The organism is Methylobacterium sp. ap11, from assembly GCF_900110515.1.
GTDB lineage: Bacteria > Pseudomonadota > Alphaproteobacteria > Rhizobiales > Beijerinckiaceae > Methylobacterium > Methylobacterium ajmalii.
This window is the reverse complement of sequence record NZ_FOEB01000015.1, coordinates 42222-64880: the sequence shown is the minus strand read 5'-3', so window position 1 is coordinate 64880 and position 22659 is coordinate 42222. Positions and strand designations below refer to the sequence as shown.

The following is a 22659-nucleotide window of genomic DNA, read 5'->3' as shown; positions in this document are numbered from 1 at the left end:
CGGGCGCGGGATGGTCCCCCCATCCGTGCCCGGCCCGGCAGCGAACGTCGTCGACCCGAGAGGAGACCATGACCTCATCCCGCCTTCCGGCCCTCGCCGCAATCCTCGCGCCGGCCCTGTTCCCTGCCTTTGCCGGCCCGGCCTCGGCCGCGCCGTCGGCGGGACGCTTCGACGGGGCCTGGTCGGTCGTCGCCACCGCCGAGACCGGCAATTGCACCGGCCCCTACCGCTACCCGATCGTGATCCGCGACGGCGTGGTGGACGATGCCGGCGGCAACGGGGTCGACGCCTCCGGGCGTGCCGGCACCGACGGGCGCATCACCGGCACGATCCGCAGCGGGCTCGCCAGCGTCTCGGTCAGCGGCCGCCTGCGCGGCACCGCCGGCAGCGGCCGCTGGAGCCTGGCGGGGATCAGCCCGTGCTCTGGACGCTGGACGGCGCGCCGCACCGGGTGAGCAGGGACGGCGCTCAGGCGTCCCTCCGCGCCCGCTCGCGGCCGGCCTCGATGATCGAGCGGATGCGGGCGGCCATCACCTCGACGGCGAAGGGCTTGGTCAGCACCGACATGCCGGGCGCGAGGCGGCCGCTGCCGAGGATCGTCGTCTCGGCGTAGCCGGTGATCAGCAGCACCTTCAGGTCGGGCCGGGTCTCCCGCGCGGCTTCCGCCATCTGGCGGCCGTTCATGCCGCCGGGCAGGCCGACATCGGTGACGAGGAGGTCGATGCGCACGTCCGAGCGCAGGACCTTGAGGCCGGCCGCGCTGTCGGCCGCCTCGATCGCCGTGTAGCCGAGATCCTCCAGGATGTCGGTGACCAGCATCCGCACGGTCGGCTCGTCGTCGACGACGAGGACCGTCTCGCCCTCGGCCGCCCGCGGCAGCTCCGCGATCGCCGTCGCCTCCGCGTCGGCGGGGGCCGGGCCGTCGTGGCGCGGCAGGTACAGGCTCACCGTCGTGCCCTCGCCGGGCGCGGAGGCGATCCGGACCTGGCCGCCGGATTGCTGGGCGAAACCGTAGATCATCGACAGGCCGAGGCCCGTGCCCTCGCCGATCGGCTTCGTGGTGAAGAAGGGCTCGAACACCCGGGCGATCACCTCCGGCGTCATGCCGGTGCCGGTATCGGTCACGCTGAGGGCCAGGTACTCGCCCTCCGGCAGGTCGTGCCGGCGCGCCGTCCCGGCATCCATCGCGGCGTTGCCGGTCTCGACCGTGATCCGCCCGCCCTCGGGCATCGCGTCGCGGGCGTTGATGCACAGGTTGAGGAGCGCGTTCTCGAGCTGCGAGGGATCGACCAGCGCCGGCCAGTCGCCCCGCGCCGCCACCTCGAGGGCGATGCCCGGTCCCACGGTGCGGCGGATCAGCTCCTCCATGCCAGCGACCAGGCGGTTGACGTCGGTGGGGCGCGGATCGAGCGTCTGGCGGCGCGAGAACGCCAGCAGCCGGTGGGTCAGCGCCGCAGCGCGCTTGGCCGCCCCCTGCGCCGCCGCCATGTAGCGCTCGACGTCCTTGAACCGGCCCTGCTGCAGGCGCGTCTGCATCAGCTCGAGCGAGCCCGAGATGCCGGCCAGCAGGTTGTTGAAGTCGTGGGCGAGGCCCCCGGTGAGCTGGCCCACCGCCTCCATCTTCTGCGACTGGCGCAGGGCTTCCTGCGTCGCGGCCAGCTCCGCCTCGGCGCGCAGCCGGTCGGAGATGTCCCGGGCATGGTGGAAGGCGCCGATCACCCGGCCGTCGCCGTCGCGCAGGGGCGAGTAGGTGACCTCCCAGGCCAGCTTGGCGAGGCCCGGATCGCCGAACTCCTCGGTCACCGTATAGCTCTCGCCCGACAGCGCCCGGGCCATCAGGCCGCGCATCACCGGGGCCTGGTCGGCCGGAAACAGGTCGGGAAAGACGTCGCCGACCCGCACCCGGGTGCCGAAGATCCGGTAGAACTCGTCGCTGTGGGCCTGGTTGAAGGCGATCAGCCGGTACTGCGTGTCGAAGGCGCAGATCGGCGCGGCGCTCGACTGCACGATGTCGCCGTAGAGGCGCATTTCCGCCGTGCGGTCGGCGACCTGCCGGCCCAGCGAGGCGGTGAGGTCGCGGCTCGCCGCCTCCTCCCGCTTGCGCCCGGTGATGTCGGTGGCCGCCCCGTACCACTCGGTGATCCGGCCGTCCCCGTCCAGCACCGGCACGGCGCGGGACGAAGCCCAGCCGACCGAGCCGTCGGCGAGGTAGACCTGATGCTCGAGGCTGTAGGAGGTCTTGGTGCGGATCGCGCGCTCGATCTCGCTCCGCACCGCCGCCCGGTCCTCGGGCGGGATGTAGGTCTCCAGCCAGTCGGCGCTGGCCGAGGTCGTGTCCGACAGGAAGTCCCCGCCCGAGAGCTGGTACAGCCGGCTCCAGTCGGCGCTGATCCGGTAGCGCACCTCGGAGGAGGAGCGCACCAGGGCGTCGAGCATCTGCTCGCGCCGGCGCAGCGCCTCGCCGAGGTTGTGCAGGTGCTCGCGCTCCAGCGTGACGTCGAACTGCGAGGCGAAGAAGTAGGTCAGCGCACCGTCCCGGTCGAAGACCGGCGAGATCAGCAGCCGGTTCCAGAACCGCTCGCCGTTCTTCTTGTGGTTCAGGAGGTCGATCTCGATCGCCACGCGGCGCTCGACGGCGTCGCGGATCTTGTCGACGTCGGCGCGGTCGGTCTCCGGCCCCTGCAGGAAGCGGCAGTTGCGCCCGAGGATCTCGTCGCGCCCGTAGCCGGTCAGCTTGGAGAAGGCCGCGTTGACGAAGATGATCGGGTTGTCGGGCTGGTGCGGGTCGGTGATCAGCATCGGCATCCGCGTGGCGCGCACCGCGGCGGCGAACGGATCGTGGCTGGGCGCCGACCGGCCGATCTCGGCGTCGATGCGGTCGGTTTCGCGGCGGTCGTTCACTGGTCCGTCGCCCCCTTCCGCGACCCTCGGCGGCGGTCTCATAGCACCGGCGCCCGGCCGCGCCATAGCACGGCCGTTCCCCTGTGCATCCCCCCGCCGGCCGCCGAAGCGCCTCGCGCAGGAGACCGTCGGCTGCCCCGGGCCGGCCCCATCAGGGATCCGGGCGGGACGGCCCGCCCGCGACGCGATCGCGGTCCTCGGCCACGGGCTCCCCGCCCGCCCGGCGCGGGGCCGGGCGAGGGCGTCCCGACGCGCGACGTCCCCCGCCTAATCCGGCTTCTTGTCCTGCACGGCCGTCGGATCGACCGCCACGATCGCGCCGCTCTCGGCATAGACCGCGCCGAGGACGGTGCGGAAATGGTGCCGGACCCGGCCGTAGCACTCGCAGGCCGACCGCTCGGCCTGGGCCCGGTCCAGGATGGTGATCTGGCCGCGGCGCACCGAGATCAGCCCGCGGCGCTGCAGCGCCCCGATCACCCCGGTGAGGTAGGTGCGGCGCACGCCGAGCATCTCGGCCAGCATCTCCTGGGTCACCGGCAGGACCGGCGTTCCCAGCCGGTCCTGGAAGGTCAGGAGCCAGCGCAGGCAGCGCTCCTCGATCGGGTGGACGGCGTTGCACGCCACCGATTGCAGCACCTGGGCGAGCAGGCAGTCGGAGTAGCGGACGAACAGGTCGCGCAGGCTCGGGGACGAGGCCCGGGCCCGGGTCAGCCGCTCGGCGTCGAGGCGCAGCACGTCGCCGGCGACCTGCACCACCGCCTCGCTGAAGGCCGGCAGGTAGCCCTGGCTGACGATGCCGCCGACCGCACCCTCGTGCCCCACCGTCGCGGTCTCGACCATCCGCCCGTCGTTCATGCGCGAGACCAGCGTCACGGTGGTCTGGTTCAGCGGGAAGGTGACGTGCGATACGTCCTCGCCGGCACGAAACAGCACGGCGCCGCGGGCGCGATGGCCGCGCTCGAGATACGGCGCCAGCAGGGCGCGATCCCGGGTCTCGAGGGCTTCGAGCAGGAGATTGCCTTCGAAGAGGCCGGCTGCGAGGGCTCGTGAATCGTCCGGCGCATTCACCGTTGTCGTCTCCGGAAAATCGGGCATCCGCCTCGCGGTCCGGCCGCAGCACGATGGATCGCCGGAGGCGGGCTCCGCCGCCCCTTCCTCGCGCGTCGCGCATCCCCGCGGCTGATGCGAGACGGGAATTAGTTTAATGGTGATGTTGTTCCTTGTCTGTCGTATTTCGAACGTTTCAGAACCGATTCCGGCCTATCTCGTTCAGCCGAGGTTGCGATGTTTTTCGTATCAGATACTCTGCCGCACTACCTGATTGGTGATTGGAACGGACTTTTCCGCTCATGACGGGCAGCTTTTGCTGCGTTAGTATTCAAATTATGGTTGAGATTTTCCTGGGAAGCGCAAAATAAAACAATGTATACTTGAGTGAAGCAGACGATTTCGGAGTCGATGCCAGCGTAACGATTAGTGTCGCGGCGTTTCGCTGGTCTCCGCAGACCAGGCGCGAACGGCGCGTTCGATGGTCTCATCCCTGCCCATGAAACGACTTCCCGCGTCGGGTCCCGCGCCGAAAGCCTAGCGCCGGACGCATCTCTAGGTCAGCCCGAAGCGGTGACGCGCGTTCTCTCGCCGAAGTCGGGCGGGTCTTGCGCCCGGAGCGGAGGATCCGGCTCCGCGACAGGCCCGAAATCTGGAGATCCGGGACCCCGGGTTCTCGAGCGCCGACGAGACGGCGACGTCGGTGCGCCTGCCGGCCTCCGGCGAGCCCGGTTCATGCCGGCGCGGCGGACGCGCCGGAGCCGGGACCGGATCCCGCAGGCCGTCCCGGCGGGCCGTCGGTCTCAGCCGTCGAGCGAGACGGTGCCGGCATGCCCCATCACCGAGCGGGTGAGCCGGTCCGCGCCGAGCTCGCCGCCGGAATAGCCGAGGAGCTCGGCGAGCTTGTCGCGGGCGCGGCAGACCCGGCTCTTCACCGTGCCGACCTTGCACTGCATCAGCGCGGCCGCGTCCTCGTAGGAGAGGTCGCCGACCGCGACCAGCATCAGGGCCTCGCGCTGCTCGGCCACCAGCTTGTTGAGGGCCGCCTGGAGGTCCTGCACGTCGAGGCGGTCGCCCTGGTTGGGGGCGGAGGTCAGGCGGGCCGAGTAGGCGCCCTCGCTGTCCTCGACCTCGCGCGAGCGCTTGCGGTGCTCGGAGTAGAAGGCGTTGCGCATGATCGTGAACAGCCAGGCGCTGAGGTTCGTCCCGGCCTCGAACCGGTCGCGGTTCTGCCAGGCCTTCAGCATCGTGTCCTGGACGAGGTCGTCGGCCCGGGCCGGGTTGGCGGTGAGCGTCAGCGCGAAGCGGCGCAGGGACGGGGTCGCCGCGAGCAGGTCGTCGCGAAAACCGTCCTTCTTCGGCGCACCGAGCGCGGCGAGCGCCAGTTCCAGGCGTCCGAGCAGGTCGGCGAAGGCGGCGGGGGCCGCCTCCACCTCGACGGCGGCGTAATGCGCGCGCAGCCGCTCGCCGAGATGCTCCTGCACCGACGGCGGCAGGGCGGGGCCGGCGCCCCTCGGGGCCCCGTCCTGGGCGGCGTCGGCCGCGGCGATCGTGGGCGGACCGGGGGGCGTGCTCTGGGTCATCGGGTCGTTCGGCTGGCGCGGGAATGACGCCAAGCTAGAGCATATGCACCCGTGAGGCGAGGCCGAACCGGTCCACGCCCTCCGCGCTGCAACCGAAGCGCCGCTGCGTTGCAGCGACGGCACGCCGGCCGCAAGCGCCTCCGGCCCCGGTCAGGGGCTCAGCGGCGGCCCTTGAGCAGCCAGCCGGCGACGAAGGCGAGGCCGGCGACCGCCAGCACCGTTTCGGTCGGGTGCGACTCGGCCCGGCGCAGGGCGGAGCGACCGCGATGGCGGGCCTCGCCGTAAGCCGAGACGCCGCGCGCGTAGGCGTCGCGCCCGCGCTTCTCGATCTCGCCGGCGAGCGCGGCGCCGTCATGCGTCAGCTCCTCGGCGACGCGGCGGCCGCGGCCGTAGGCGTACTGGGCGCCGCCGACCACCTGGTTGAACGCACCCTCCGCCTGCGGCCGGGCACGGCCGGCGACGGCGCCGTACGCGGTCTGGCCGCGGCCCTTGAGGTGGCGCAGGCCGCCTTCGATCTGGTCCCTGTTCATCGCGGTCTCCATCAAGTTCGAGCAAGGGTTCGGCGGACGCGAAAAAACGAAAAGGCCGGCCTCCCGCCTGAGCTGCGAGGGACCGGCCCGAACGTCCGCTTGCGGTCGGGCCGGCGCGAAGCCGGCCCTCGCGCGGATCAGAGCTTGCTCTTCACCGTGTCGGCGGCATTCTTGATGCCGTCCTTGACGTCGCCGGTGGTCTTCTGGGCCTCGCCCTTCAGCTCCTGGGCCTTGCCCTCGGCCTGCAGCTTCTCGTTGCCGGTCACGTTGCCGATACCCTGCTTCACGTTGCCGACCGCCTCGTTGGCGAGACCCTTGATCTTGTCGGTGGTGCTGCTCATGGGAAGCTCCTCGGTTCGTGCAGTTCGTCGACTGCTCAGGTCTGATGAACCTGCGAGGCCGGGTATTGTTCCGCTGCGACAGGACGGGCCGACGCCTCCCGGGCTGGACCGGGCGGGCGGAACCCGCTAGGTCGCGCGCCCTCCCTCCCGGCACCGTCAGAGATTCGGCATGAAGGCCTGCGGCCTCGATTTCGGCACCTCGAACACCACGCTCGGCCTCGTCGCGCCCGCCGGGGGCGACATCGCGCTCGCGCGGCTGGAGGGCGAGGCGGTCACGATCCCGAGCGCGATCTTCTTCCCGCCCGGCGGCGAGGAGGCGATCGGCCGGGCGGCGATGACCGCCTATGTCGAGGGGACGCCCGGGCGGCTGATGCGCAGCCTCAAGTCGGTGCTCGGCTCCTCTCTCCTCGACGAGACCACCCTGGTCGGGCGGCGCCGGCTGTCGTTCCGGGCGGTGATCGCCCGCTACCTCGCCGCCGTGAAGGCGCGGGCGGAGGTGCAGGCCGGCGAGGCCCTGACCGAGGTGGTGCACGGCCGGCCGGTCCACTTCGTCGACGGCGACCCGGAGGGCGACCGCCGCGCCGAGGACGCGCTGGCCGGCATCGCCCGGGAGGTCGGCTTCACCGAGGTGTCGTTCCAGTACGAGCCGATCGCCGCGGCGCTCGACTACGAGCGCGGCCTCGCCCGCGAGGAGGTGGCGCTCATCGCCGATATCGGCGGCGGCACCTCGGACTTCTCGGTGGTGCGCTTGAGCCCCGAGCGGCACCGGGCGGTGGAGCGGGCCGGCGACATCCTGGCCAATGACGGCGTGCGGATCGGCGGCACCGACTTCGACCGTACCCTCAGCGTCGGCGAGGTGATGCCGCTTTTGGGCCTCGGCAGCCCGATGCAGCGGCCGGGCCTCGACGTACCGTCGTCCTACTTCCACGACCTCGCCACCTGGTCTCAGATCAACCGGCTCTACGACGGCAAGACCCTGCGCGAGCTGCGCTCGCTCCGCCGCGACGTCGCCCGGCCGGACCTGATCGACCGCCTCGCCGCGGTGATCGAGGCCGAGCGCGGCCACACCCTGGCGATGGAGATCGAGGACGCCAAGATCGCCCTGTCGGAGATCGACGAGGTCGTGCTGCCCCTCGGCTGGGTCGAGCCCGGCCTCGTCGCCGAGATCGGCCGCCCCGACCTCGCGCGCCACTCCGCCGACCTCGCCCGGCGCATCGGCGCCTGCATCACCCGCTGCCTGCGCGATGCCGGGGTGGAGGCGTCCGCCATCGACGCCCTGTTCCTCACCGGAGGCTCGACCCGCCTCGCCCCGGTCCGCGAAGCGATCCTGGCGGCGGCGCCGGAAGCCCGGGTGGTCGAGGGCGACACCTTCGGCTCGGTCGGCCTCGGGCTGACGGTCGAGGCGGCGCGGCGCTACGGCTGAGCCGCCCCTACCCCTCCATGGCGATCAGCGCCGCGTCGCCGCCGGCCGCCGCGGTGTTGATCGTCACGGTCTGCTCGGTGGCGAAGCGGGTGAGGTAGTGCGGCCCGCCGGCCTTCGGGCCGGTGCCCGACAGGCCGTGGCCGCCGAAGGGCTGCACGCCGACCACCGCGCCGATCATGTTGCGGTTGACGTAGACGTTGCCGGTGGAGAGCCGGTCGACCACCCGCTCCACCGTGGCGTCGATGCGGGAATGCACGCCGAGCGTCAGGCCGTAACCGGTGGAATCGATCGCTTCGAGCACCCGGTCGAGGTCGGCGGCCCTGTAGCGGGCGACGTGCAGGATCGGTCCGAACACCTCCTCGGTCAGCGCCTCGGGGCCGGCGATCTCGTAGATCTGCGGCGCCACGAAATGGCCCTCGCCCGGCACCTCGCCGACGTAGCGGGCCTTCGCGCTCCGGCGCATCGCGGCGCCGTGGCGGTCGAGGCGGGCGCGGGCCTCGGCGTCGATCACCGGACCGACATGGGTCGCCGGGTCGCGCGGATCGCCCAAGCGCAATTCCCGCGCGGCGCCCGCCACCATGCCGATCACCTTGTCGGCCACGTCCTCCTGCACCAGCAGCAGGCGCAAAGCCGAGCAGCGCTGGCCGGCGGAGCGGAAGGCGGACATCACCACGTCGTCGGCGACCTGCTCGGGGAGCGCCGTCGCGTCGACCAGCATCGCGTTGATGCCGCCGGTCTCGGCGATCAGCGGCACGATCGGCCCGTCCTTGGCGGCGAGCGCCCGGTTGATGTGGCGCGCCACCTCGGTCGAGCCGGTGAAGACCACGCCGGCCACGTCCCGATGCGCCACGAGCGCCGCCCCGACCGCGCCGTCGCCCGGCACGAGGTGGAGGGCGCCAACCGCGATGCCGGCGCGATGCAGCAGGCGCACGGCCTCGGCCGCCACCAGCGGCGTCTGCTCGGCGGGCTTCGCCACCACCGCGTTGCCGGCCATCAGCGCCGCTGCGACCTGGCCGACGAAGATCGCGAGCGGGAAGTTCCACGGCGAGATCGCCACGAACACCCCCCGGCTGCGCAGGGACAGCCGGTTGCTCTCGCCGGTCGGGCCCGGCAGATTCGTCGGCGTGGCAAAGAGCGTGCGCCCCTGTGCGGCGTAGTAGCGGCAGAAATCGACCGCCTCGCGCAGCTCCGCCACCGCGTCGTCGAGGGTCTTGCCGGCCTCGGCCTGGAGCAGGTGGATCAGCCGGCCGGTCGCGGCCTCCATCGCGTCGGCGGCCCGCTCCAGCGCGGCGGCGCGCTGCCCTGCGGGAACCCGACCCCAGGCGCGCGCGCCCGTGCGGGCGGCCCGCATCGCCGCATCCGCCATCTCGGGCGAGGCCTCGATCACGGTGCCGACGACCGTGCGGGCGTCGCCCGGGCTCACCACGTCGCGGGCCGTGCCGGGTTGCGTCGCGCCGTCGATCACCGGGGCGGCCTCGGCGGGCCCGCGCGCGGCGGCGACCGCATCCGTCAGGCGCTCCAGCGCCGCCCGGTCGCCGAACTCGACGCCCGCGGAGTTGGTCCGCTCGGGGGAGAACATCTCGGCCGGGCGGCGCAACCTGGCGTGCCGGGCCCGGTCGGGATTGCCGACGCTCTCGGCGGGTCGGCGCAGCAGGGTCTCGACCGGGACCGCCGGGTCGGCGGCCTGCGAGACGAAGGAGGAATTGGCGCCGTTCTCAAGCAGGCGGCGCACCAGGTAGGCCAGCAGGTCGCGGTGCCCGCCGACCGGCGCATAGGTGCGGCAGGCCGCCCCCGGCACGGCCGACAGCAGCCGGGCGTAGAGCGCCTCGCCCATGCCGTGCAGGCGCTGGAACTCGTAGGTGCCGGCCTCGGGGCCCGCCCGCTCGACGATCGCCGCGACGGTGAGCGCGTTGTGGGTGGCGAATTGCGGGAACAGCCGCGGGCGATGGGCGAGCATCCGCTCGGCCGCCGCCAGGTAGCTCAGGTCCGTCATGCTCTTGCGGGTGAAGACGGGGTAGTCGGGCAGGCCCCGCTCCTGCGCCCGCTTCACTTCCGTATCCCAGTAGGCGCCCTTCACTAGGCGCACCATCAGCCGCCGGTCGAGGCGGGCGGCGAGGTCGGCGACGTGGTCGATCACCTGCAGGCAGCGCTTCTGGTAGGCCTGGACCGCGAGGCCGAACCCGTCCCAGCCGGCGAGCGCGGGGTCGCCCAGCACCGCCGCGATGACGTCGAGGGAGAGTTCCAGCCGGTCGGCCTCCTCGGCATCGACCGTGAAGTTGAGGTCGTAGCTCTTGGCCGCCTTCGCGAGGTCGAGGAGCACCGGCACCAATTCGGCCATCACCCGCTCGCGGCCGACCGCCTCGTAGCGCGGATGCAGCGCCGAGAGCTTGACCGAGATGCCCGGCCGGTCGGGCAGCGGGTTGTTGCCGGCGGCGCGCCCGATCGCCTCGATGGCGGCGGCATAGGACTCCCGGTAGGCCCGGGCGTCCTCGGCGGTGCGGGCGCCCTCGCCCAGCATGTCGAAGGAGTAGCGGTAGAGCCGGCCCTGTCCGCTCGCCGAGCGCTTGAGCGCCGCCTCGATCGTCTCGCCGAGGACGAAATGCCCGCCCATCACCCTCATCGCCTGGCGGGCGGCCTGGCGCACGGCGGGAAGCCCCAGCCGCTTGGCGAGGCCGGCCAGGATGCCCTCCGGGGTGTCGCCGGGCTGGATGATCCGGGCCGAGAGGCCGAGCGCCCAGGCCGAGGAGCGCACCAGCAGGGCGTCCGAGCGGGTGGCGTGCTGCTCGAACCCGCCGAAGCGCAGCTTGTCCTCGATCAGCCGGTCGGCGGTGGCGGCGTCGGGCACCCGCAGCAGGGCCTCGGCCAGCACCATCAGGGCCAGCCCCTCCTTGGTCGAGAGCGAGTATTCGCGCAGCATCGCCTCGACGCCGCCGAGACCCCCGGTCTCCTGTCGGATCGCCCCGACGAGGTCGCGGGCGAGCGCGTCGACCTTCGCCTCGCGCTCCGGCGGCAGGCTCGCCCGCTCCAGGAAGGTGCGGGCCAGGGCGGCATCGTCGGCAGCGTAGGGGGCGTGGAAGACGGGGAGCGCGGCGGGCATCGGGGCGGTTCCGGCGGGGCGGCTGAACGATCCCCAGCGTATTCGCCCTTTCGCCGCGCTTCGATGGCGCTTATCGGGGCTTTGCCGCAGGATCGGCGGTAAAACCGGGCTTTGGCGGAGAGAATGACGGACGGGCTCGACCGGGTCGATCGGCAGATCCTGAGGATCCTCCAGCGCGAGGGGCGAATCCCGAACGTCGAGCTCGCCGAGCGGGTCGGGCTGTCGCCCACCGCCACCGGCGAGCGGCTGCGCCGGCTGCAGAAGGACGGGGTGATCACGGGTTTCGGCGCGCGGCTCGACCCGCAGCGCCTCGGCCTGAGCCTGCTCGTCTTCGTCGAGGTCTCCCTCGACAAGACCACGCCCGACGCCTTCGCCCGCTTCGCCGCCGCGGTGCGCCGCGCCCCGGAGGTCCTGGAATGCCACATGGTCGGCGGCGGGTTCGACTACCTGGTCAAAGCCAGGGTCGCCGACATGCCGGCCTATCGCCGCTTCCTCGGCGAGGGGCTCTTGTCGCTGCCCGGCGTCAACAACACCCGGACCTACGCGGTGATGGAGGAGGTGAAGAGCGACGGGGTGCTGCCCCTGTGACGCGATCTCGGTGCGATCTATCCGGATAACGATGACGGATGTCTCCCCTCTCCCGTCCGGGTAAGACGGTCGGGGGAAACCCGCGCTCGGCTCGTCTCGCGAGGGGTTCACACCCGTCCGATCAGTCCCGGACCGCACAGCCGGGACCGGCACGGCACCACGGATGGCCTCGCTGCTCGATCCGCTCCGACGGCCCGTCAGGCCGACGGCGGCACCGCCAGCAGGTCCCGGTGTCCGATCACCGCCCCCGTCCCGGGCGCCCGCCGGGCCTCGCGCCACGCCTCGGCGGCCTCCGCTGTGACCCGTCCGGTCTCGGCCGCCGCCCGGGCGGTGCCCTCGGCGAGCTGGTGCAGCAGGGCGGCCTCGCCCGGTCCGAGGCGCCAGGGGCTGCTCGCGGTCTCGACCGCGTAGCCGTGGGCCTGGAAGGTCCGGGCCAGGGCCTCGGTCGCGGCCGGGCCGAGCGAGGGCCCGAAGCCCTTGTCGCCGCCCTGGTGGGCGAGGAAGGCGGCGTGGATCGCGGCGTCGGCCGGGTGGGGCGGCGTCCAGTGCTCCGCCCCGTCATAGGTGAGCGCGGTGTAGAAGACGGCGCCCGCCGTCGCGACCGCCCGCGCCAGGGCGGCGATCCAGGCCTCCGACACGAGGTCGAACAACGCCGCCGCGGTGACGAGGTGCGGCGCCTCCGCGAGCGCCGCCTCCGGACCGGCGGCGAGGTCGAGGGCCCGGAACCGGACGGCGATCCGGGCGCCACCCCGGTGCAGGACCAGCCCGTCGCCGGCCGCCTCCGCCCGCTCGGCCCAGGCCGCGAGTCGGGACCGGGCGGCGATGAGCAGGGCCGGATCGTGGTCGACCAGCACCCAGTCCTGGTCCGGGCCGAGATGCGGCGCCAGCGCCCGCAGGTTCGAGCCGCTGCCGCAGCCGAGATCGACCGCCCGCACCGGCCCCCGGAGCACCCGGGCGAGCGCGGCGACGAGGCCCGGATCGCGGGCGGCGTGGTCGGCGGGCTCGCGCAGGGCGAGCCAGTCGGGGCTGAAGCCGCTCATGGTGTCCTCAGGGCTGCGGCGATGGCGGCCGCGGTGTCGGGCCAGTCCGGCAGGCGCTGCCCGGCCGCCCAGGACGCGGCGGCGGCCTCGGCCCGACGGGCGGGATCGGCGATGAGGTCGCGCAGCGCCGCCGCGAGGGCAGGGGCGTCCCCGGGCGGCACCGTGCGGCCGGCGCCCGCCGGCACCGTCTCGGCGGCGGCCCCCCCGGTGGTGGCGACGAGGGGCAGGCCCCGGGCCAGCGCCTCCGTCAGCGCCATGCCGTAGCCCTCGAACAGCGAGGCCGAGACCGCGATGTCGGCCCCGGCATGGAGGGCGTCGAGGGTCTCCGGCGCCACCGCGCCGGCGAGCGTGATACGCCCGGCGAGGCCCGCCGCGGCGATCTGCGCGCGCAGGGACGCGGCGCTCTCCGGCGCCCGGTCGAGGCTGCCCGCGACGGTGAGCGACCAGTCGAGGTCGGCGAGCGTCGCGAGCGCCCGCACCAGGACGTCGTAGCCCTTGCGCGGGCTCACGGTCCCGACGGCGAGCAACCGGACGGACGCGCCGGTGCGCGGCGCCACACGAGCGGCCGGAGCGGTGCCGGGCTCCGCCACGGTGATCCGCTCCGGTGCCACGCCGAACTCGGCGGTGAGCAGCCGGGCGGTGTAGCGGCTCGTCGCGACGACGCGGCTCGCCAGCGCCAGCGCCGCCCGCTCGCCCGCCACCAGGGCAGCGGTGCGCTCGGGTGCCAGCCCGGTCTCGTAGCCGAGGGGGTGGTGGACCAAAGCCGCCATCGGCCGCCCGACGGCGCGGATCAGCTCCGGCGGCAGCGCGCCGTAGGCCAGCCCGTCGACGAGGAGCGCGGCCTGTGCCGGAACCTCCGCCAGCGCGGCCCGCGTGCGGGCGAGGTCGTCGGCGCCCGGATCCGGGAAGCCGTCCGGCAGCCGCAACGGCTCGGCCGCGACGTCGAGGGCCGGCAGATGCCGGAGGATCCGGCGCGCATAGGCGTAGCCCCCGGTCGGGGCCGCCAGGTCGCCCGGGACGGCGAGGACGAGGCGCATCAGCCGAGCGGCGCCTCGAACCAGGCCCGCGCGAGGTGGGATTCGTGCAGGGTCACGCGGATGCGGCTCACCCCCTCGCCGCCGGGGCCGAGGTCGCCGGCCCGGGCGGCGGCGGCCATCGCCCGGTGGATGTGGCCGCTCAGGAACTCGGTGGTGGTGTTCTCTCCGGCGAATTCCGGCACCTCGTCGAGGTTGCGGTAGTTGAGCGGCGCCAGCACCGTCTTCAGCGCCTCGCTCGCCCGGCCGATATCGACCACCACCCCGTCCGGGGTCAGGCTCTCGCGGAAGAACGCCACGTCGACCACGAAGGTCGCCCCGTGCAGGGCCTGCGCCGGCCCGAACAGATCGCCCCGGAAGCTGTGGGCGATCATCACGTGGTCGCGGACTTCGACGGCGTACATGGGCGGGTTCCTCAGGAGCGGATCACGGGTAGCGGATCACGGGTAGCGGATCACCGTGCACAGGCCCGGCGCGCCGGGCTTGAGCAGGCGGGGGAGGGCGGCGGGCAGGTCGGCGAAGGCGACCTCCTCGGTGAGGAGGGCGTCGAGGCGCTCGTCGCGCAGCAGGTCGAGGGCCTTGAGCAGGCGCCGCCGGTGGCTCCAGCGCGGGCGGCGCGAGGCCGCCACCGCCCCGACCTGGCTGCCGACGAGGCGCAGGCGCCGGGCGTGGAAGGCGAGGCCGAGAGGGGCCGCGACCGGCTCGGTGCCGTACCAGCTCAGTTCGACCACCGCCGCCTCGTCGCCGGCGAGCGAGAGGGCGAGGTCGAGGCCGGCCGCGCTGGCGCTGGCATGGACCACGAGGTCGGCCTCCGGCCGGGCCGCCCCGGGCAGGGCGAAGGCGAGACCCAGCGCCCGGGCCGTCGCCGCGCGGGCGGGATCGCGGTCGATCAGCTCGACCTCCGCCCCCGGCAGGCCGGCGCAGAGATGGGCGACGAGGAGCCCGACCACGCCGCCGCCGACCACCGCGATCCGGTCGCCCGGTCCGGCGCCCGAATCCCACACCGCGTTCAGCGCCGTCTCCATGTTGGCGGCGAGCACCGCGCGGCGCGGCGGCAGATCCGGGGGCAGCGGGCAGAGCGTCGCCCGGGGGGCGACGAACCCCTCCTGGTGCGGCTGGAGCGCGAAGACGTGACCGCCCTCCTGCGTCTCGCCGACCGCGCAATAGCCGTACTTGACCGGGAACGGGAACTCGCCGCCTTGCGCCGGGGCGCGCATCCGCCCGGCCACCGCCGCGGGCACCCGGCCCTCGAAGACCAGCCGCTCGGTGCCGCGGCTCAGCGCCGTCCACAGGGTGCGCACGCGCACCTCGTCGGGATCGGGCGCCGGCAGGCGCTCGTGTCGCAGCTCCGCTTGCCCGGCCGCGCTATACCAGAGCGCCCGCACGGTCTCCGCCGTGCCGCCCTCGGATGCCTGACGATGCCGCAAACCGACTCCTCGGTGCTCGCCCGCGCGGAGAGTTCCGCCCGCGCTCCTCTCACGACGCCGACGGGCCTGCAAGCCTGCACCACCCTGCGCCGCCGCCGTCTCGCGGTGCTCGGGCTGACCCTCGTCACCGGCCTCGCCTTCGCGGCCGCGCTGGCCGCGGTGCTGGCCCAGGACGGGTTCGACGGGCTCGACCTCGCGCTGCTGGCCTGCGGGATCGCCACCCTGCCCTGGACGGTGCTCGGCGTCTGGAACGCCGCGATCGGCTACCTGCTGCTGCGGGCCGGCCGGGCCGGCCTGCTTGCCGCCGCGCCCCACGCCGCGGCCGGGGAGGCGCAGACGCCGCTCCACCTGACGACTGCCGTGGTGATGACCCTGCGCAACGAGGACCCGGCCCGGGCGCTGTCGCGCCTCGCCCTGGTGCGCGAGAGCCTGGAGCGTACCGGGGAGGGGGCGGCGTTCCGCTACCACGTGCTGAGCGACAGCGACCGGCCCGAGGTGGCGCAAGCGGAGGAGGACTGGGTCGCGGCCTGGCGCGCCGGCCTGCCCGAGGCGGAGGCCGCCCGCATCCGCTACCGGCGCCGCGCCGACAACGCGGGCTACAAGGCCGGCAACCTGCAGGAGTTCTGCGCCGGCAGCGACGCCGACCTGATGCTGCCCCTCGACGCCGACAGCCTGATGACCGGCCCGGCGATCCTGCGCCTCGTGCGGATCATGCAGGCCCATCCGCGCCTCGGCATCCTCCAGAGCCTCGCGGTCGGTGCTCCCGCCGCCAGCGCCTTCGCGCGGCTGTTCCAGTTCGGCATGCGCCACGGCATGCTGCCCTACACGCTCGGCGCCGCCTGGTGGGGGGCGGAATGCGGCCCGTTCTGGGGCCACAACGCGGTGGTGCGCATCGCCCCCTTCGCGGCGCATTGCCGGCTGCCCGCCTTGCGCGGCGGCGGCGCGGTGCTGTCGCACGACCAGGTCGAGGCGGTGCTGATGCGCCGGGCCGGCTACGAGGTCCGGGTGCTGCCGATCGAGGAGGGCAGCTTTGAGGACAACCCGCCGACGCTCCTCGACCACCTCGCCCGCGACGCCCGCTGGTGCCGGGGCAACCTGCAGTACCTGCGCCTGCCGCCGATGCCGGGCCTCCTGCCGATGAGCCGGTTCCAGCTCGTCTGGGCGGTGCTGATGTTCCTCAACCCGCCGGCCCTGACCCTGGCGCTCCTGCTCCTGCCGTGGCGCGCCGCGACCCATGACGGCCCGGCCGCGGGCGCGGCCGCGCTCTACCTCGTCTGGCTCCTGCTCTCGCTCGCCCCCAAGCTCGCCGGCTATGCCGCCGTGCTGGCCGACCGGGAGGCCCGTGCGGCCCATGGCGGCGGCGCCCGCTTCCTCGCCGGGATGCTGGCCGAGGTCGCGGCCTCGTTCCTGCTGCTCGGCGCCTCGTCGGTGCGGCTCACCGGCGCGATGATCGGGCTCGCGCTCGGCCGGGCCGGGAGCTGGAGCGCCCAGGACCGGGACGCGCGGGGCCTGCGCTGGGGCGAGGGATTGGCCGCCCTGCCCGGCGTCACGCTGTTCGGGCTCCTCGTCTGCGGCGCGCTCGCCCTCGTCTCGCCGGCGCTGCTCGCCTGGAGCCTGCCGCTGACGCTCGGCAGCCTCCTGGCGGTGCCGTTCTGCGTCCTCACGGCGGCGCCGGAGGCGGGGCGCGCCATGGTGCGGGCGGGCCTCTGCGCCACCCGGGAGGAGATCGCGCCGCCCTGGGAGATCGCCCGGCTCGGCGAGGGGCGGGCGGCGTGATTGCCCGCGGGCCATCGCGTTTCGGCCCGATTGCCCTTATATGCCCGGTTCAATCCGTTTCATCCGAAGGTCAGAAGTATCATGGCGACGGCGTCGTTCGACTCCGCCCGGCGCGGGAATGGCGCTGGTCCCACCGAGGCCCATCCCGGTCCGGCTCCCGCGATCGAGAAGACCCCCGAGATCCGTCCCGAGGCGCTGGAGGCCACCGGCCCGACCTCGCTCGTCGGCCTCACCCGCGAGGCCCTGAAGGGCCGGCTCGCCGCCATCGGCGTGCCCGAGCGCGAGCAGCGCATGCGCGCCGGCCAGCTCTGGCACTGGATCAACGTGCGGGGGGCCGCGTCCTTCGACGAGATGACCAACGTCAGCAAGGTGCTGAAAGGGCAGCTCGCCGGCATCCACACCCTCGACCGGCCCGAGGTGGTGAGCGAGCAGGTGTCGCGCGACGGCACCCGCAAGTGGCTGATCCGCATGCCGCCGACCGGCAAGCACGACCACAACCGCGGCGCCGAGATCGAGTGCGTCTACATCCCGGCCAACGACCGCGGCACGCTCTGCGTCTCGTCGCAGGTCGGCTGCACCCTGACCTGCTCGTTCTGCCACACCGGCACGCAGCGCCTGGTGCGCAACCTGTCGTGCCAGGAGATCGTCTCGCAGCTCGTCGTGGCCCGCGACCGCCTCGGCGACTGGCCGGGTAGGACGCCACCGAAGGGCGCCTTCGTGCCGGTCGACGGCTCGCGCTTCGTCTCGAACATCGTCTTCATGGGCATGGGCGAGCCGCTCTACAACGTCGACAACGTCATCGACGCGGTCGGCGTGATGAGCGACCACGAGGGGCTCGGCCTCTCGCGCCGGCGCATCACCGTCTCGACCTCCGGCGTGGTGCCGCAATTCGAGCGCCTCGGCATTGAGGCCAACGCCATGCTGGCGATCTCGCTCCACGCCGTGCGCGACGAGTTGCGCAACGAACTGGTGCCGCTCAACCGCAAGTACCCGATCCGCGACCTGCTCCAGGCCTGCCGCGACTATCCGGGCGTGTCGAACGCGCGCCGCATCACCTTCGAGTACGTGATGCTGAAGGGCGTCAACGATTCCGACGGCGACGCGCGCGAACTGGTGCGCCTGCTCAAGGGCATTCCGGCCAAGATCAACCTGATCCCGTTCAACCCCTGGCCCGGCTCGAAGTACGAGTGCTCGGACTGGGAGCGGATCGAGCGCTTCTCCGAGATCGTGTTCAACGCCGGCTACGCCTCGCCGGTGCGCACGCCGCGGGGCCGCGACATCCTGGCGGCCTGCGGCCAGCTCAAGAGCGAGACCGAGAAGCTGCGCGCCCGCGCCCGGATGATGCTGGAAGAGGGCATCGGCGCCGAGGGCGTCTATGCCGGCGCCCACGACGACGACTGAGCGGGCCCAAGGCATGTCCCTCGGGCGCCTCCTCGCGGTCGCGACCGCGCTCCTGATGGCGATCGCCTGCGGCGGCCTCGCCCTCGGGATCGGCGTCGTGCTCGATCCGGTCCTGCGCGACCTCCTCGGCACCCTCGGCCTGTCGGGGCTCGAGGCGGTGCTCTCCGACCTCGCCGAGGGCTACGCCCCCGATCCCGGCATGGTCGAGGGTGCGGTCAATCTCGGCCGGGCGATCCTGCTCCTCGTCGCGGTGCCCCCCGCCCTCAACGCCGTCGTCGGCGAGGTGCTGCGGTTCCGCTCGCTCGCCTGGTACGGCGGCGCCACCGGCCTCCTCACCGCGCTCCTGCCCTGGCTGATGCGGGGCGGGGCCGGACCCGCCGGGGCCGGGGAGGGGCGGGTGACGGCGATCCTGTTCTGCGCCGGCGGGGTGGCCGGCCTCGTCTACTGGCTCGCCGCCGGGCGCTTCGCCGGGCGCGGCGCCCCCACGATGTGGGCCGCCCCGCGGCGCTGACCCCCGATCGGGTCGATCGTCCGGTTGCTCTTGTCGAAATGGTAACCGCGTGCGCGAAAGTCGCTCGCGGTCCATGCAACCAATCGGGGCGCCCGTGACGGGCGTGAAAGTCCTGTTTAGAGTTGCGGGCGCGAAGTCGCATCCCGCAGGACGCCTACCCGAGAGACCGTCATCCATGTCGCTGCCGCGTCGCCTCCTCGCCGGCCCGCAGGCCGTCCGGGTCAGCATCGTGCTCGGCCTGCTGGCGCCCCTCGGGATGCTCGTCGTGTCCGGCTTCATGCTCTACGAGATGCGGCGGGACATGTGGCAGCGGGCCGAGGAGACGTCCCGCAGCCTGCTGGAGGTGGTCGAGCGCGACATCGCCCGCAACATCGAGATCACCGACCTGGCGCTGCAGGGCCTCATCGCGAAGGTCGAGAACCCCGCCGTTGCTGGGGCGCCGGAGGACTTGCGGCGGCTGGTGCTGTTCGACCGCGTCGTGACCGCCGACGGCTTCGGCATCCTGGTGCTGTTCGACGAGCACGGCACCGGGATCCTGAACTCGCGCTACCCCTCGAGGGCCGGCGGCACCTTCGAGGACCGCGACTACTTCCAGGTCCACCGGCGCGATCCGGATGCCGGGCTCTACGTCAGCAAGCCCTACCTGTCGCGGCTGTCCGGGGCCTACACGGTGGCGTTCAGCCGGCGCATCGCGAAGCCGGACGGCTCGTTCGGCGGCGTCGCGGTCGCGACGCTGAAGCTGTCCCACTTCACGCAGATCCTCGAGAAGCTCGATCTCGGACGCGACAGCAGCATCAACCTCGTGCGCGAGGACGGCATCCGCATCGTGCGCTTCCCCTACGACGTGCGGGACGTCGGCAGCGACCTCTCGGCGATGCCGAACTTCCAGCGCGTCCTGCGCGAGCGCACCGGCAGCTTCGCCGACTGGGCCGCGCGCGATCGCGTGCACCGGCTCTTCACCTTCAAGCCGGTCGGCAACCTGCCGCTGCTGCTCGCCCTCGGGGTCAGCACCCAGGAGATCGAGGCCGGCTGGCGCGCCAAGGCCCTGGTCATCGGCGGCACGCTGCTCGCGCTCTTCTGCGTCGCGCTGCTGCTCGCCCTGTTGTGCGGTCGCGAGCTGCGCCGCCGCGGCGCCGTCGAGGCCGAGCTCGCCCGCCTCTCCCTCACCGACGGCCTGACCGGGCTGCCGAACCGGCGCCGCTTCGACGGGGCCCTCGACGCGGCCTGGCGGGAGGCCGCCCGCTCCGGCCGGCCGCTGTCGCTGCTGATCGTCGACGCCGACCACTTCAAGCGGATCAACGACCGCCACGGCCACGCCGTCGGCGACGAGGTCCTGCGCGGGCTGGCGCGCTGCCTGTCGGCGGCCATCCACCGGCCGCACGACCTCGTTTGCCGGATCGGCGGCGAGGAATTCGCCCTCCTCCTGCCGGACACCGACGAGGAGGGGGCGGCCCGGGTCGCGGAGCGCCTGCGCGCCGGGGTGGCGACGCTCGCGGTCGACCAGGCGGGCATCCCGGCCGGGACGGTGACGGTGAGCGTCGGCCTCGCCCCGTCCGCGTCCGCCGACACGCCGGCCGACCTGTACCGGGCGGCGGATGCGGCGCTCTACGAGGCCAAGGCGGCCGGCCGCGACCGCGTCTGCCGGGCCTCCGGCCGCCCGGTGCCGACGCATCTGCGCCTCGTCGCCTCCTCCGCGTGAGCGGTCAGCGCACCGTCAGGAGGATGCGGGCCGCGAAGGTCCCGAACAGCCCGGCGAACAGCCAGTCGATTCCCCGCATCAGCCGCGGCCGAGCCTGGAGCGCCCCGGTGACCCGGGCGGCGCCGAGCACCATCAGGATGCCGAGCGGCAGGGCCAGGCCGACGAAGGCGAGGCCCAGGAAGGCGAGCTGGCCGGTCGGGTTCGGCGAATCGGCGCGCACGAATTGCGGCAGGAAGGTCAGGAAGAACAGCACCACCTTGGGATTGGTGAGGTTCACCCCGAGCCCGAGGCAGAAGGTCCGCCACAGGCCGCCCCGCACCGTCTCGGCCCGCACGGTGAGCGCCGAGCCGTGGCGCAGCGCGTCGATGGCGAGCCAGGCGAGGTAGAGCGCGCCGACCACCTTCAGCACCGTGAAGGCGGTGGCCGAGGCGGCGATCAGCGCCGAGATGCCGAGCACCGCGGCGAGCGTGTGGATCAGGGTGCCGAGGCTCGTGCCCAGGACCGTCACGATGCCGGCCCGGCGCCCCGAGCCGATGGTGCGGGCGAGCGTCAGGCTCATGTCGGGCCCGGGGGTGACGAACAGCACCAGGCAGGCGGCGAGGTAGGCGACCAGGGTCGGGGTGTCGGGCAGGACGCTCATCGGGCGGCTTCCGCGGGTGATGCCCGGTCTGTAGCGGTCCGTGCGCCCGGCGCAACTCCCGCACGAACGGGAACGCCCGCCCGGGAGGTCCCGGGCGGGCGCGGAAGGACGGACCCGACGGTCGGGCGGGCGATCAGAAGGTGATGCCGCCCTCGATCATGTAGCGGTCCTGCGAGGTGCGGTTGCCGGTGCGGCCGAAGCCGGTGCCGAGCGTGCCGAAGGCGAGGTCGCCGCGGCTGATGTCGTAGAGCTGCACCCGCGAGTACTCGCCGCGCACGAAGTAGCGGTCGAAGGTGAAGGTCGGGGTGACGGTGAAGGACAGGGCCGAGCTGCCCGCGCCGTAGAGCAGGCTGGTGCCGCCGGCGAAGCGGTCGCCGGTCTGGGCGATGTACTCGACGCGGCCGGCGAGCGCGAAGTTGTCGTTGAAGGCGTAGCTCGCGAGAACCGCGCCGCCGTAGGTCGAGGCGCCCTCGGCTATGCCGATCTTGAAGTCGCGCGCGACGTTCGTGTACTGGAAGTAGGGCGTGATCGTCCACGGCCCGTTCGAGTACGTGTAGTTGATCGACAGGATGCCGCTGTTCTGCTGGAACAGCGGGGTCGCGTAGGAGTAGCGCAGGCTGCGCGACAGCACGTCGGTGCGGTCGAGGTTGAGGCCGCCGTTGATGCCGAAGGTGTTGTTGTCGTCGAGCTTGTAGGTGACGGCGCCGGTCAGCCAGCTGATGTTGCCGGAGAAGAACCCGTCGGTGCCGGCGACCGAGGCCGACCACGGCCCGTCGCTGTAGTTCACCTGCACGCCGTGATTGATGATGTTCTCCTGGTTGAACAGGAGGCCGCGCGAGATGTTCAGGTTCTGGAAGGTGAACGGCGCCTCGGTGCCGATCAGGGTCGGCATGCGGCCGCCCTGGATCGACCAGTTGTCGTTGAAGACGTACTTGCCGAAGGCGACCGGCAGCGGCGTGAACAGCAGGTCGGTCTGGTCGAGGGCGCTGTAGTTCAGGAAGCCGAGCGCCGGGATCGCGTAGGCGCCGGCCTGGACGTAGAACTGGAACGGGCCGTCGGCCTTCTGGATCCAGCCCTGGATGTTGGTGAAGTCGACCCGGGCCGCCCGGTCGCTCGGCAGCGGCGCGGCCGAGAACGGGAACGGGTTGGTCTGGGTGTAGGCGTAGCCGGTGATCGCGCCGCCGACATAGATGTCGCCGAAGCCGCCCAGGGTGAAGCAGGACGGGTTCGGGTTCGGCTTGATCACGCCGCCATAGGCCGGCAGCGACAGGGTCGCCTTGCAGTGCTCGACAACCGCCACCGGGGCAGGGGCCGGGGCGGCCAGGTCGGCGGCCAGGGCGGAGCCGGTCGACAGCAGGGCGACGGTCAGGCTGCTGAGGGTGAAGCGCATTGCCACGGTGAGGAGTCCATCTGGGGCCGGTGACGGCCGGGCCAACTGCGGTCAAGCTGGCAGTATGGCGGGAACGTGGCAAAACCGAATGTTGTGCATCTGCTCAAAAAATATGCAAAATTAGCCATGTTGAGTTCGGGTCTGTTGCTGCGTGTCTTTCCCGCAACGCAACGGCATACTTGCCGCCTGTGTCGACCGCCGAGACCTGGTGACCGTCGGCTCCGTGACGGA

19 protein-coding genes are annotated in these 22659 nt (G+C 73.1%); 7 read left to right on the top strand and 12 right to left on the bottom strand.

Annotated features, from left to right (window positions below):
* Nucleotides 1-68: 68 nt before the first annotated feature.
* Nucleotides 69-455, top strand: a complete 387-nt coding sequence (locus BMX97_RS20655) for a hypothetical protein (RefSeq protein ID WP_091753162.1) — start codon at nt 69-71, stop codon at nt 453-455.
* 13 nt (nt 456-468) lie between these two features.
* Here BMX97_RS20655 and BMX97_RS20650 read toward each other — a convergent pair whose 3' ends face one another.
* The 5 genes from BMX97_RS20650 to BMX97_RS20630 all read right to left on the bottom strand — a co-directional run bounded on the left by BMX97_RS20650 (nt 469) and on the right by BMX97_RS20630 (nt 6402).
* Nucleotides 469-2901: a PAS domain-containing protein gene (locus BMX97_RS20650; protein WP_244538552.1), complete on the bottom strand. Its 2433-nt coding sequence runs from the start codon at nt 2899-2901 to the stop codon at nt 469-471.
* Nucleotides 2902-3168: 267 nt separating this feature from the next.
* Nucleotides 3169-3969, bottom strand: a complete 801-nt coding sequence (locus tag BMX97_RS20645) for a Crp/Fnr family transcriptional regulator (RefSeq protein WP_244538551.1) — start codon at nt 3967-3969, stop codon at nt 3169-3171.
* A gap of 782 nt (nt 3970-4751) precedes the next feature.
* Complete coding sequence (locus BMX97_RS20640) at nt 4752-5531, bottom strand: NepR family anti-sigma factor (RefSeq protein ID WP_091753159.1); 780 nt, start codon at nt 5529-5531, stop codon at nt 4752-4754.
* Between the two features lie 158 nt (nt 5532-5689).
* Nucleotides 5690-6061 (bottom strand): CsbD family protein, encoded by a 372-nt coding sequence (locus tag BMX97_RS20635; protein ID WP_091753228.1) that lies wholly within the window; start codon nt 6059-6061, stop codon nt 5690-5692.
* A 137-nt stretch (nt 6062-6198) separates the two neighbouring features.
* A complete protein-coding gene (locus tag BMX97_RS20630) occupies nt 6199-6402 on the bottom strand; it encodes a CsbD family protein (RefSeq protein WP_091753158.1) in 204 nt (67 codons plus the stop codon).
* 169 nt (nt 6403-6571) lie between these two features.
* Between BMX97_RS20630 and BMX97_RS20625 the strand changes: the two genes are divergently transcribed.
* The gene (locus tag BMX97_RS20625) at nt 6572-7825 is read left to right on the top strand and encodes an Hsp70 family protein (RefSeq protein ID WP_091753157.1); all 1254 of its coding nucleotides are present in this window, start codon (nt 6572-6574) and stop codon (nt 7823-7825) included.
* A 7-nt stretch (nt 7826-7832) separates the two neighbouring features.
* On the opposite strand, the gene putA is transcribed toward BMX97_RS20625, so the two are convergent.
* A complete protein-coding gene (putA, locus tag BMX97_RS20620; RefSeq protein ID WP_091753156.1) occupies nt 7833-10922 on the bottom strand; it encodes a bifunctional proline dehydrogenase/L-glutamate gamma-semialdehyde dehydrogenase PutA in 3090 nt (1029 codons plus the stop codon).
* A 123-nt stretch (nt 10923-11045) separates the two neighbouring features.
* Here putA and BMX97_RS20615 point away from each other — a divergent pair, with 123 nt between their 5' ends.
* On the top strand, nt 11046-11510 hold the full coding sequence (locus BMX97_RS20615; RefSeq protein ID WP_091753155.1) for an Lrp/AsnC ligand binding domain-containing protein: 465 nt from the start codon (nt 11046-11048) through the stop codon (nt 11508-11510).
* Between the two features lie 197 nt (nt 11511-11707).
* Here the strand turns inward: BMX97_RS20615 and BMX97_RS20610 are convergent, their stop codons facing one another.
* The 4 genes from BMX97_RS20610 to BMX97_RS20595 are packed head-to-tail and all read right to left on the bottom strand — an operon-like array spanning nt 11708 to nt 14876.
* Nucleotides 11708-12550 carry a class I SAM-dependent methyltransferase gene (locus BMX97_RS20610; protein WP_091753154.1) on the bottom strand — a complete coding sequence of 281 codons (843 nt, stop codon included), beginning with the start codon at nt 12548-12550 and terminating at the stop codon, nt 11708-11710.
* On the bottom strand, nt 12547-13587 hold the full coding sequence (locus BMX97_RS20605) for a glycosyltransferase family 4 protein (RefSeq protein ID WP_091753153.1): 1041 nt from the start codon (nt 13585-13587) through the stop codon (nt 12547-12549). The genes BMX97_RS20610 and BMX97_RS20605 overlap by 4 nt, the downstream gene beginning before the upstream one ends.
* A complete protein-coding gene (locus tag BMX97_RS20600) occupies nt 13587-13988 on the bottom strand; it encodes a 6-pyruvoyl trahydropterin synthase family protein (protein WP_091753152.1) in 402 nt (133 codons plus the stop codon). The genes BMX97_RS20605 and BMX97_RS20600 overlap by 1 nt, the downstream gene beginning before the upstream one ends.
* Nucleotides 13989-14024: 36 nt before the next feature.
* Entirely contained in the window at nt 14025-14876 is an 852-nt protein-coding gene (locus BMX97_RS20595; RefSeq protein WP_091753227.1) for a zinc-dependent alcohol dehydrogenase, read from the bottom strand.
* A 126-nt stretch (nt 14877-15002) separates the two neighbouring features.
* Between BMX97_RS20595 and mdoH the strand changes: the two genes are divergently transcribed.
* From mdoH to BMX97_RS20575, 4 genes are all read left to right on the top strand, one after another.
* Nucleotides 15003-16787 (top strand): glucans biosynthesis glucosyltransferase MdoH, encoded by a 1785-nt coding sequence (gene mdoH / locus BMX97_RS20590; RefSeq protein WP_091753151.1) that lies wholly within the window; start codon nt 15003-15005, stop codon nt 16785-16787.
* Between the two features lie 81 nt (nt 16788-16868).
* Nucleotides 16869-18188 (top strand): dual-specificity RNA methyltransferase RlmN, encoded by a 1320-nt coding sequence (rlmN, locus tag BMX97_RS20585; RefSeq protein ID WP_091753150.1) that lies wholly within the window; start codon nt 16869-16871, stop codon nt 18186-18188.
* A 13-nt stretch (nt 18189-18201) separates the two neighbouring features.
* On the top strand, nt 18202-18699 hold the full coding sequence (locus BMX97_RS20580) for a hypothetical protein (RefSeq protein ID WP_091753149.1): 498 nt from the start codon (nt 18202-18204) through the stop codon (nt 18697-18699).
* A 175-nt stretch (nt 18700-18874) separates the two neighbouring features.
* On the top strand, nt 18875-20398 hold the full coding sequence (locus tag BMX97_RS20575) for a sensor domain-containing diguanylate cyclase (protein ID WP_091753148.1): 1524 nt from the start codon (nt 18875-18877) through the stop codon (nt 20396-20398).
* 4 nt (nt 20399-20402) lie between these two features.
* On the opposite strand, the gene BMX97_RS20570 is transcribed toward BMX97_RS20575, so the two are convergent.
* Nucleotides 20403-21038: a LysE family translocator gene (locus tag BMX97_RS20570; RefSeq protein WP_060848158.1), complete on the bottom strand. Its 636-nt coding sequence runs from the start codon at nt 21036-21038 to the stop codon at nt 20403-20405.
* Nucleotides 21039-21171: 133 nt separating this feature from the next.
* Entirely contained in the window at nt 21172-22434 is a 1263-nt protein-coding gene (locus tag BMX97_RS20565; RefSeq protein ID WP_091753147.1) for a porin, read from the bottom strand.
* Nucleotides 22435-22659: the final 225 nt, after the last annotated feature.

Bases quoted from the DNA above. Each gene is read 5' to 3' on its own strand.
- BMX97_RS20655 (WP_091753162.1), top strand. From the start codon at position 69: ATGACCTCATCCCGCCTTCCGGCCCTCGCCGCAATCCTCGCGCCGGCC.
- mdoH (WP_091753151.1), top strand. From the start codon at position 15,003: ATGCCGCAAACCGACTCCTCGGTGCTCGCCCGCGCGGAGAGTTCCGCC.
- putA (WP_091753156.1), bottom strand. From the start codon at position 10,922: ATGCCCGCCGCGCTCCCCGTCTTCCACGCCCCCTACGCTGCCGACGAT.
- BMX97_RS20630 (WP_091753158.1), bottom strand. From the start codon at position 6,402: ATGAGCAGCACCACCGACAAGATCAAGGGTCTCGCCAACGAGGCGGTC.
- BMX97_RS20580 (WP_091753149.1), top strand. From the start codon at position 18,202: ATGTCCCTCGGGCGCCTCCTCGCGGTCGCGACCGCGCTCCTGATGGCG.
- BMX97_RS20570 (WP_060848158.1), bottom strand. From the start codon at position 21,038: ATGAGCGTCCTGCCCGACACCCCGACCCTGGTCGCCTACCTCGCCGCC.
- BMX97_RS20605 (WP_091753153.1), bottom strand. From the start codon at position 13,587: ATGCGCCTCGTCCTCGCCGTCCCGGGCGACCTGGCGGCCCCGACCGGG.
- BMX97_RS20610 (WP_091753154.1), bottom strand. From the start codon at position 12,550: ATGAGCGGCTTCAGCCCCGACTGGCTCGCCCTGCGCGAGCCCGCCGAC.
- BMX97_RS20625 (WP_091753157.1), top strand. From the start codon at position 6,572: ATGAAGGCCTGCGGCCTCGATTTCGGCACCTCGAACACCACGCTCGGC.
- rlmN (WP_091753150.1), top strand. From the start codon at position 16,869: ATGGCGACGGCGTCGTTCGACTCCGCCCGGCGCGGGAATGGCGCTGGT.
- BMX97_RS20575 (WP_091753148.1), top strand. From the start codon at position 18,875: ATGTCGCTGCCGCGTCGCCTCCTCGCCGGCCCGCAGGCCGTCCGGGTC.
- BMX97_RS20635 (WP_091753228.1), bottom strand. From the start codon at position 6,061: ATGAACAGGGACCAGATCGAAGGCGGCCTGCGCCACCTCAAGGGCCGC.
- BMX97_RS20600 (WP_091753152.1), bottom strand. From the start codon at position 13,988: ATGTACGCCGTCGAAGTCCGCGACCACGTGATGATCGCCCACAGCTTC.
- BMX97_RS20615 (WP_091753155.1), top strand. From the start codon at position 11,046: ATGACGGACGGGCTCGACCGGGTCGATCGGCAGATCCTGAGGATCCTC.
- BMX97_RS20640 (WP_091753159.1), bottom strand. From the start codon at position 5,531: ATGACCCAGAGCACGCCCCCCGGTCCGCCCACGATCGCCGCGGCCGAC.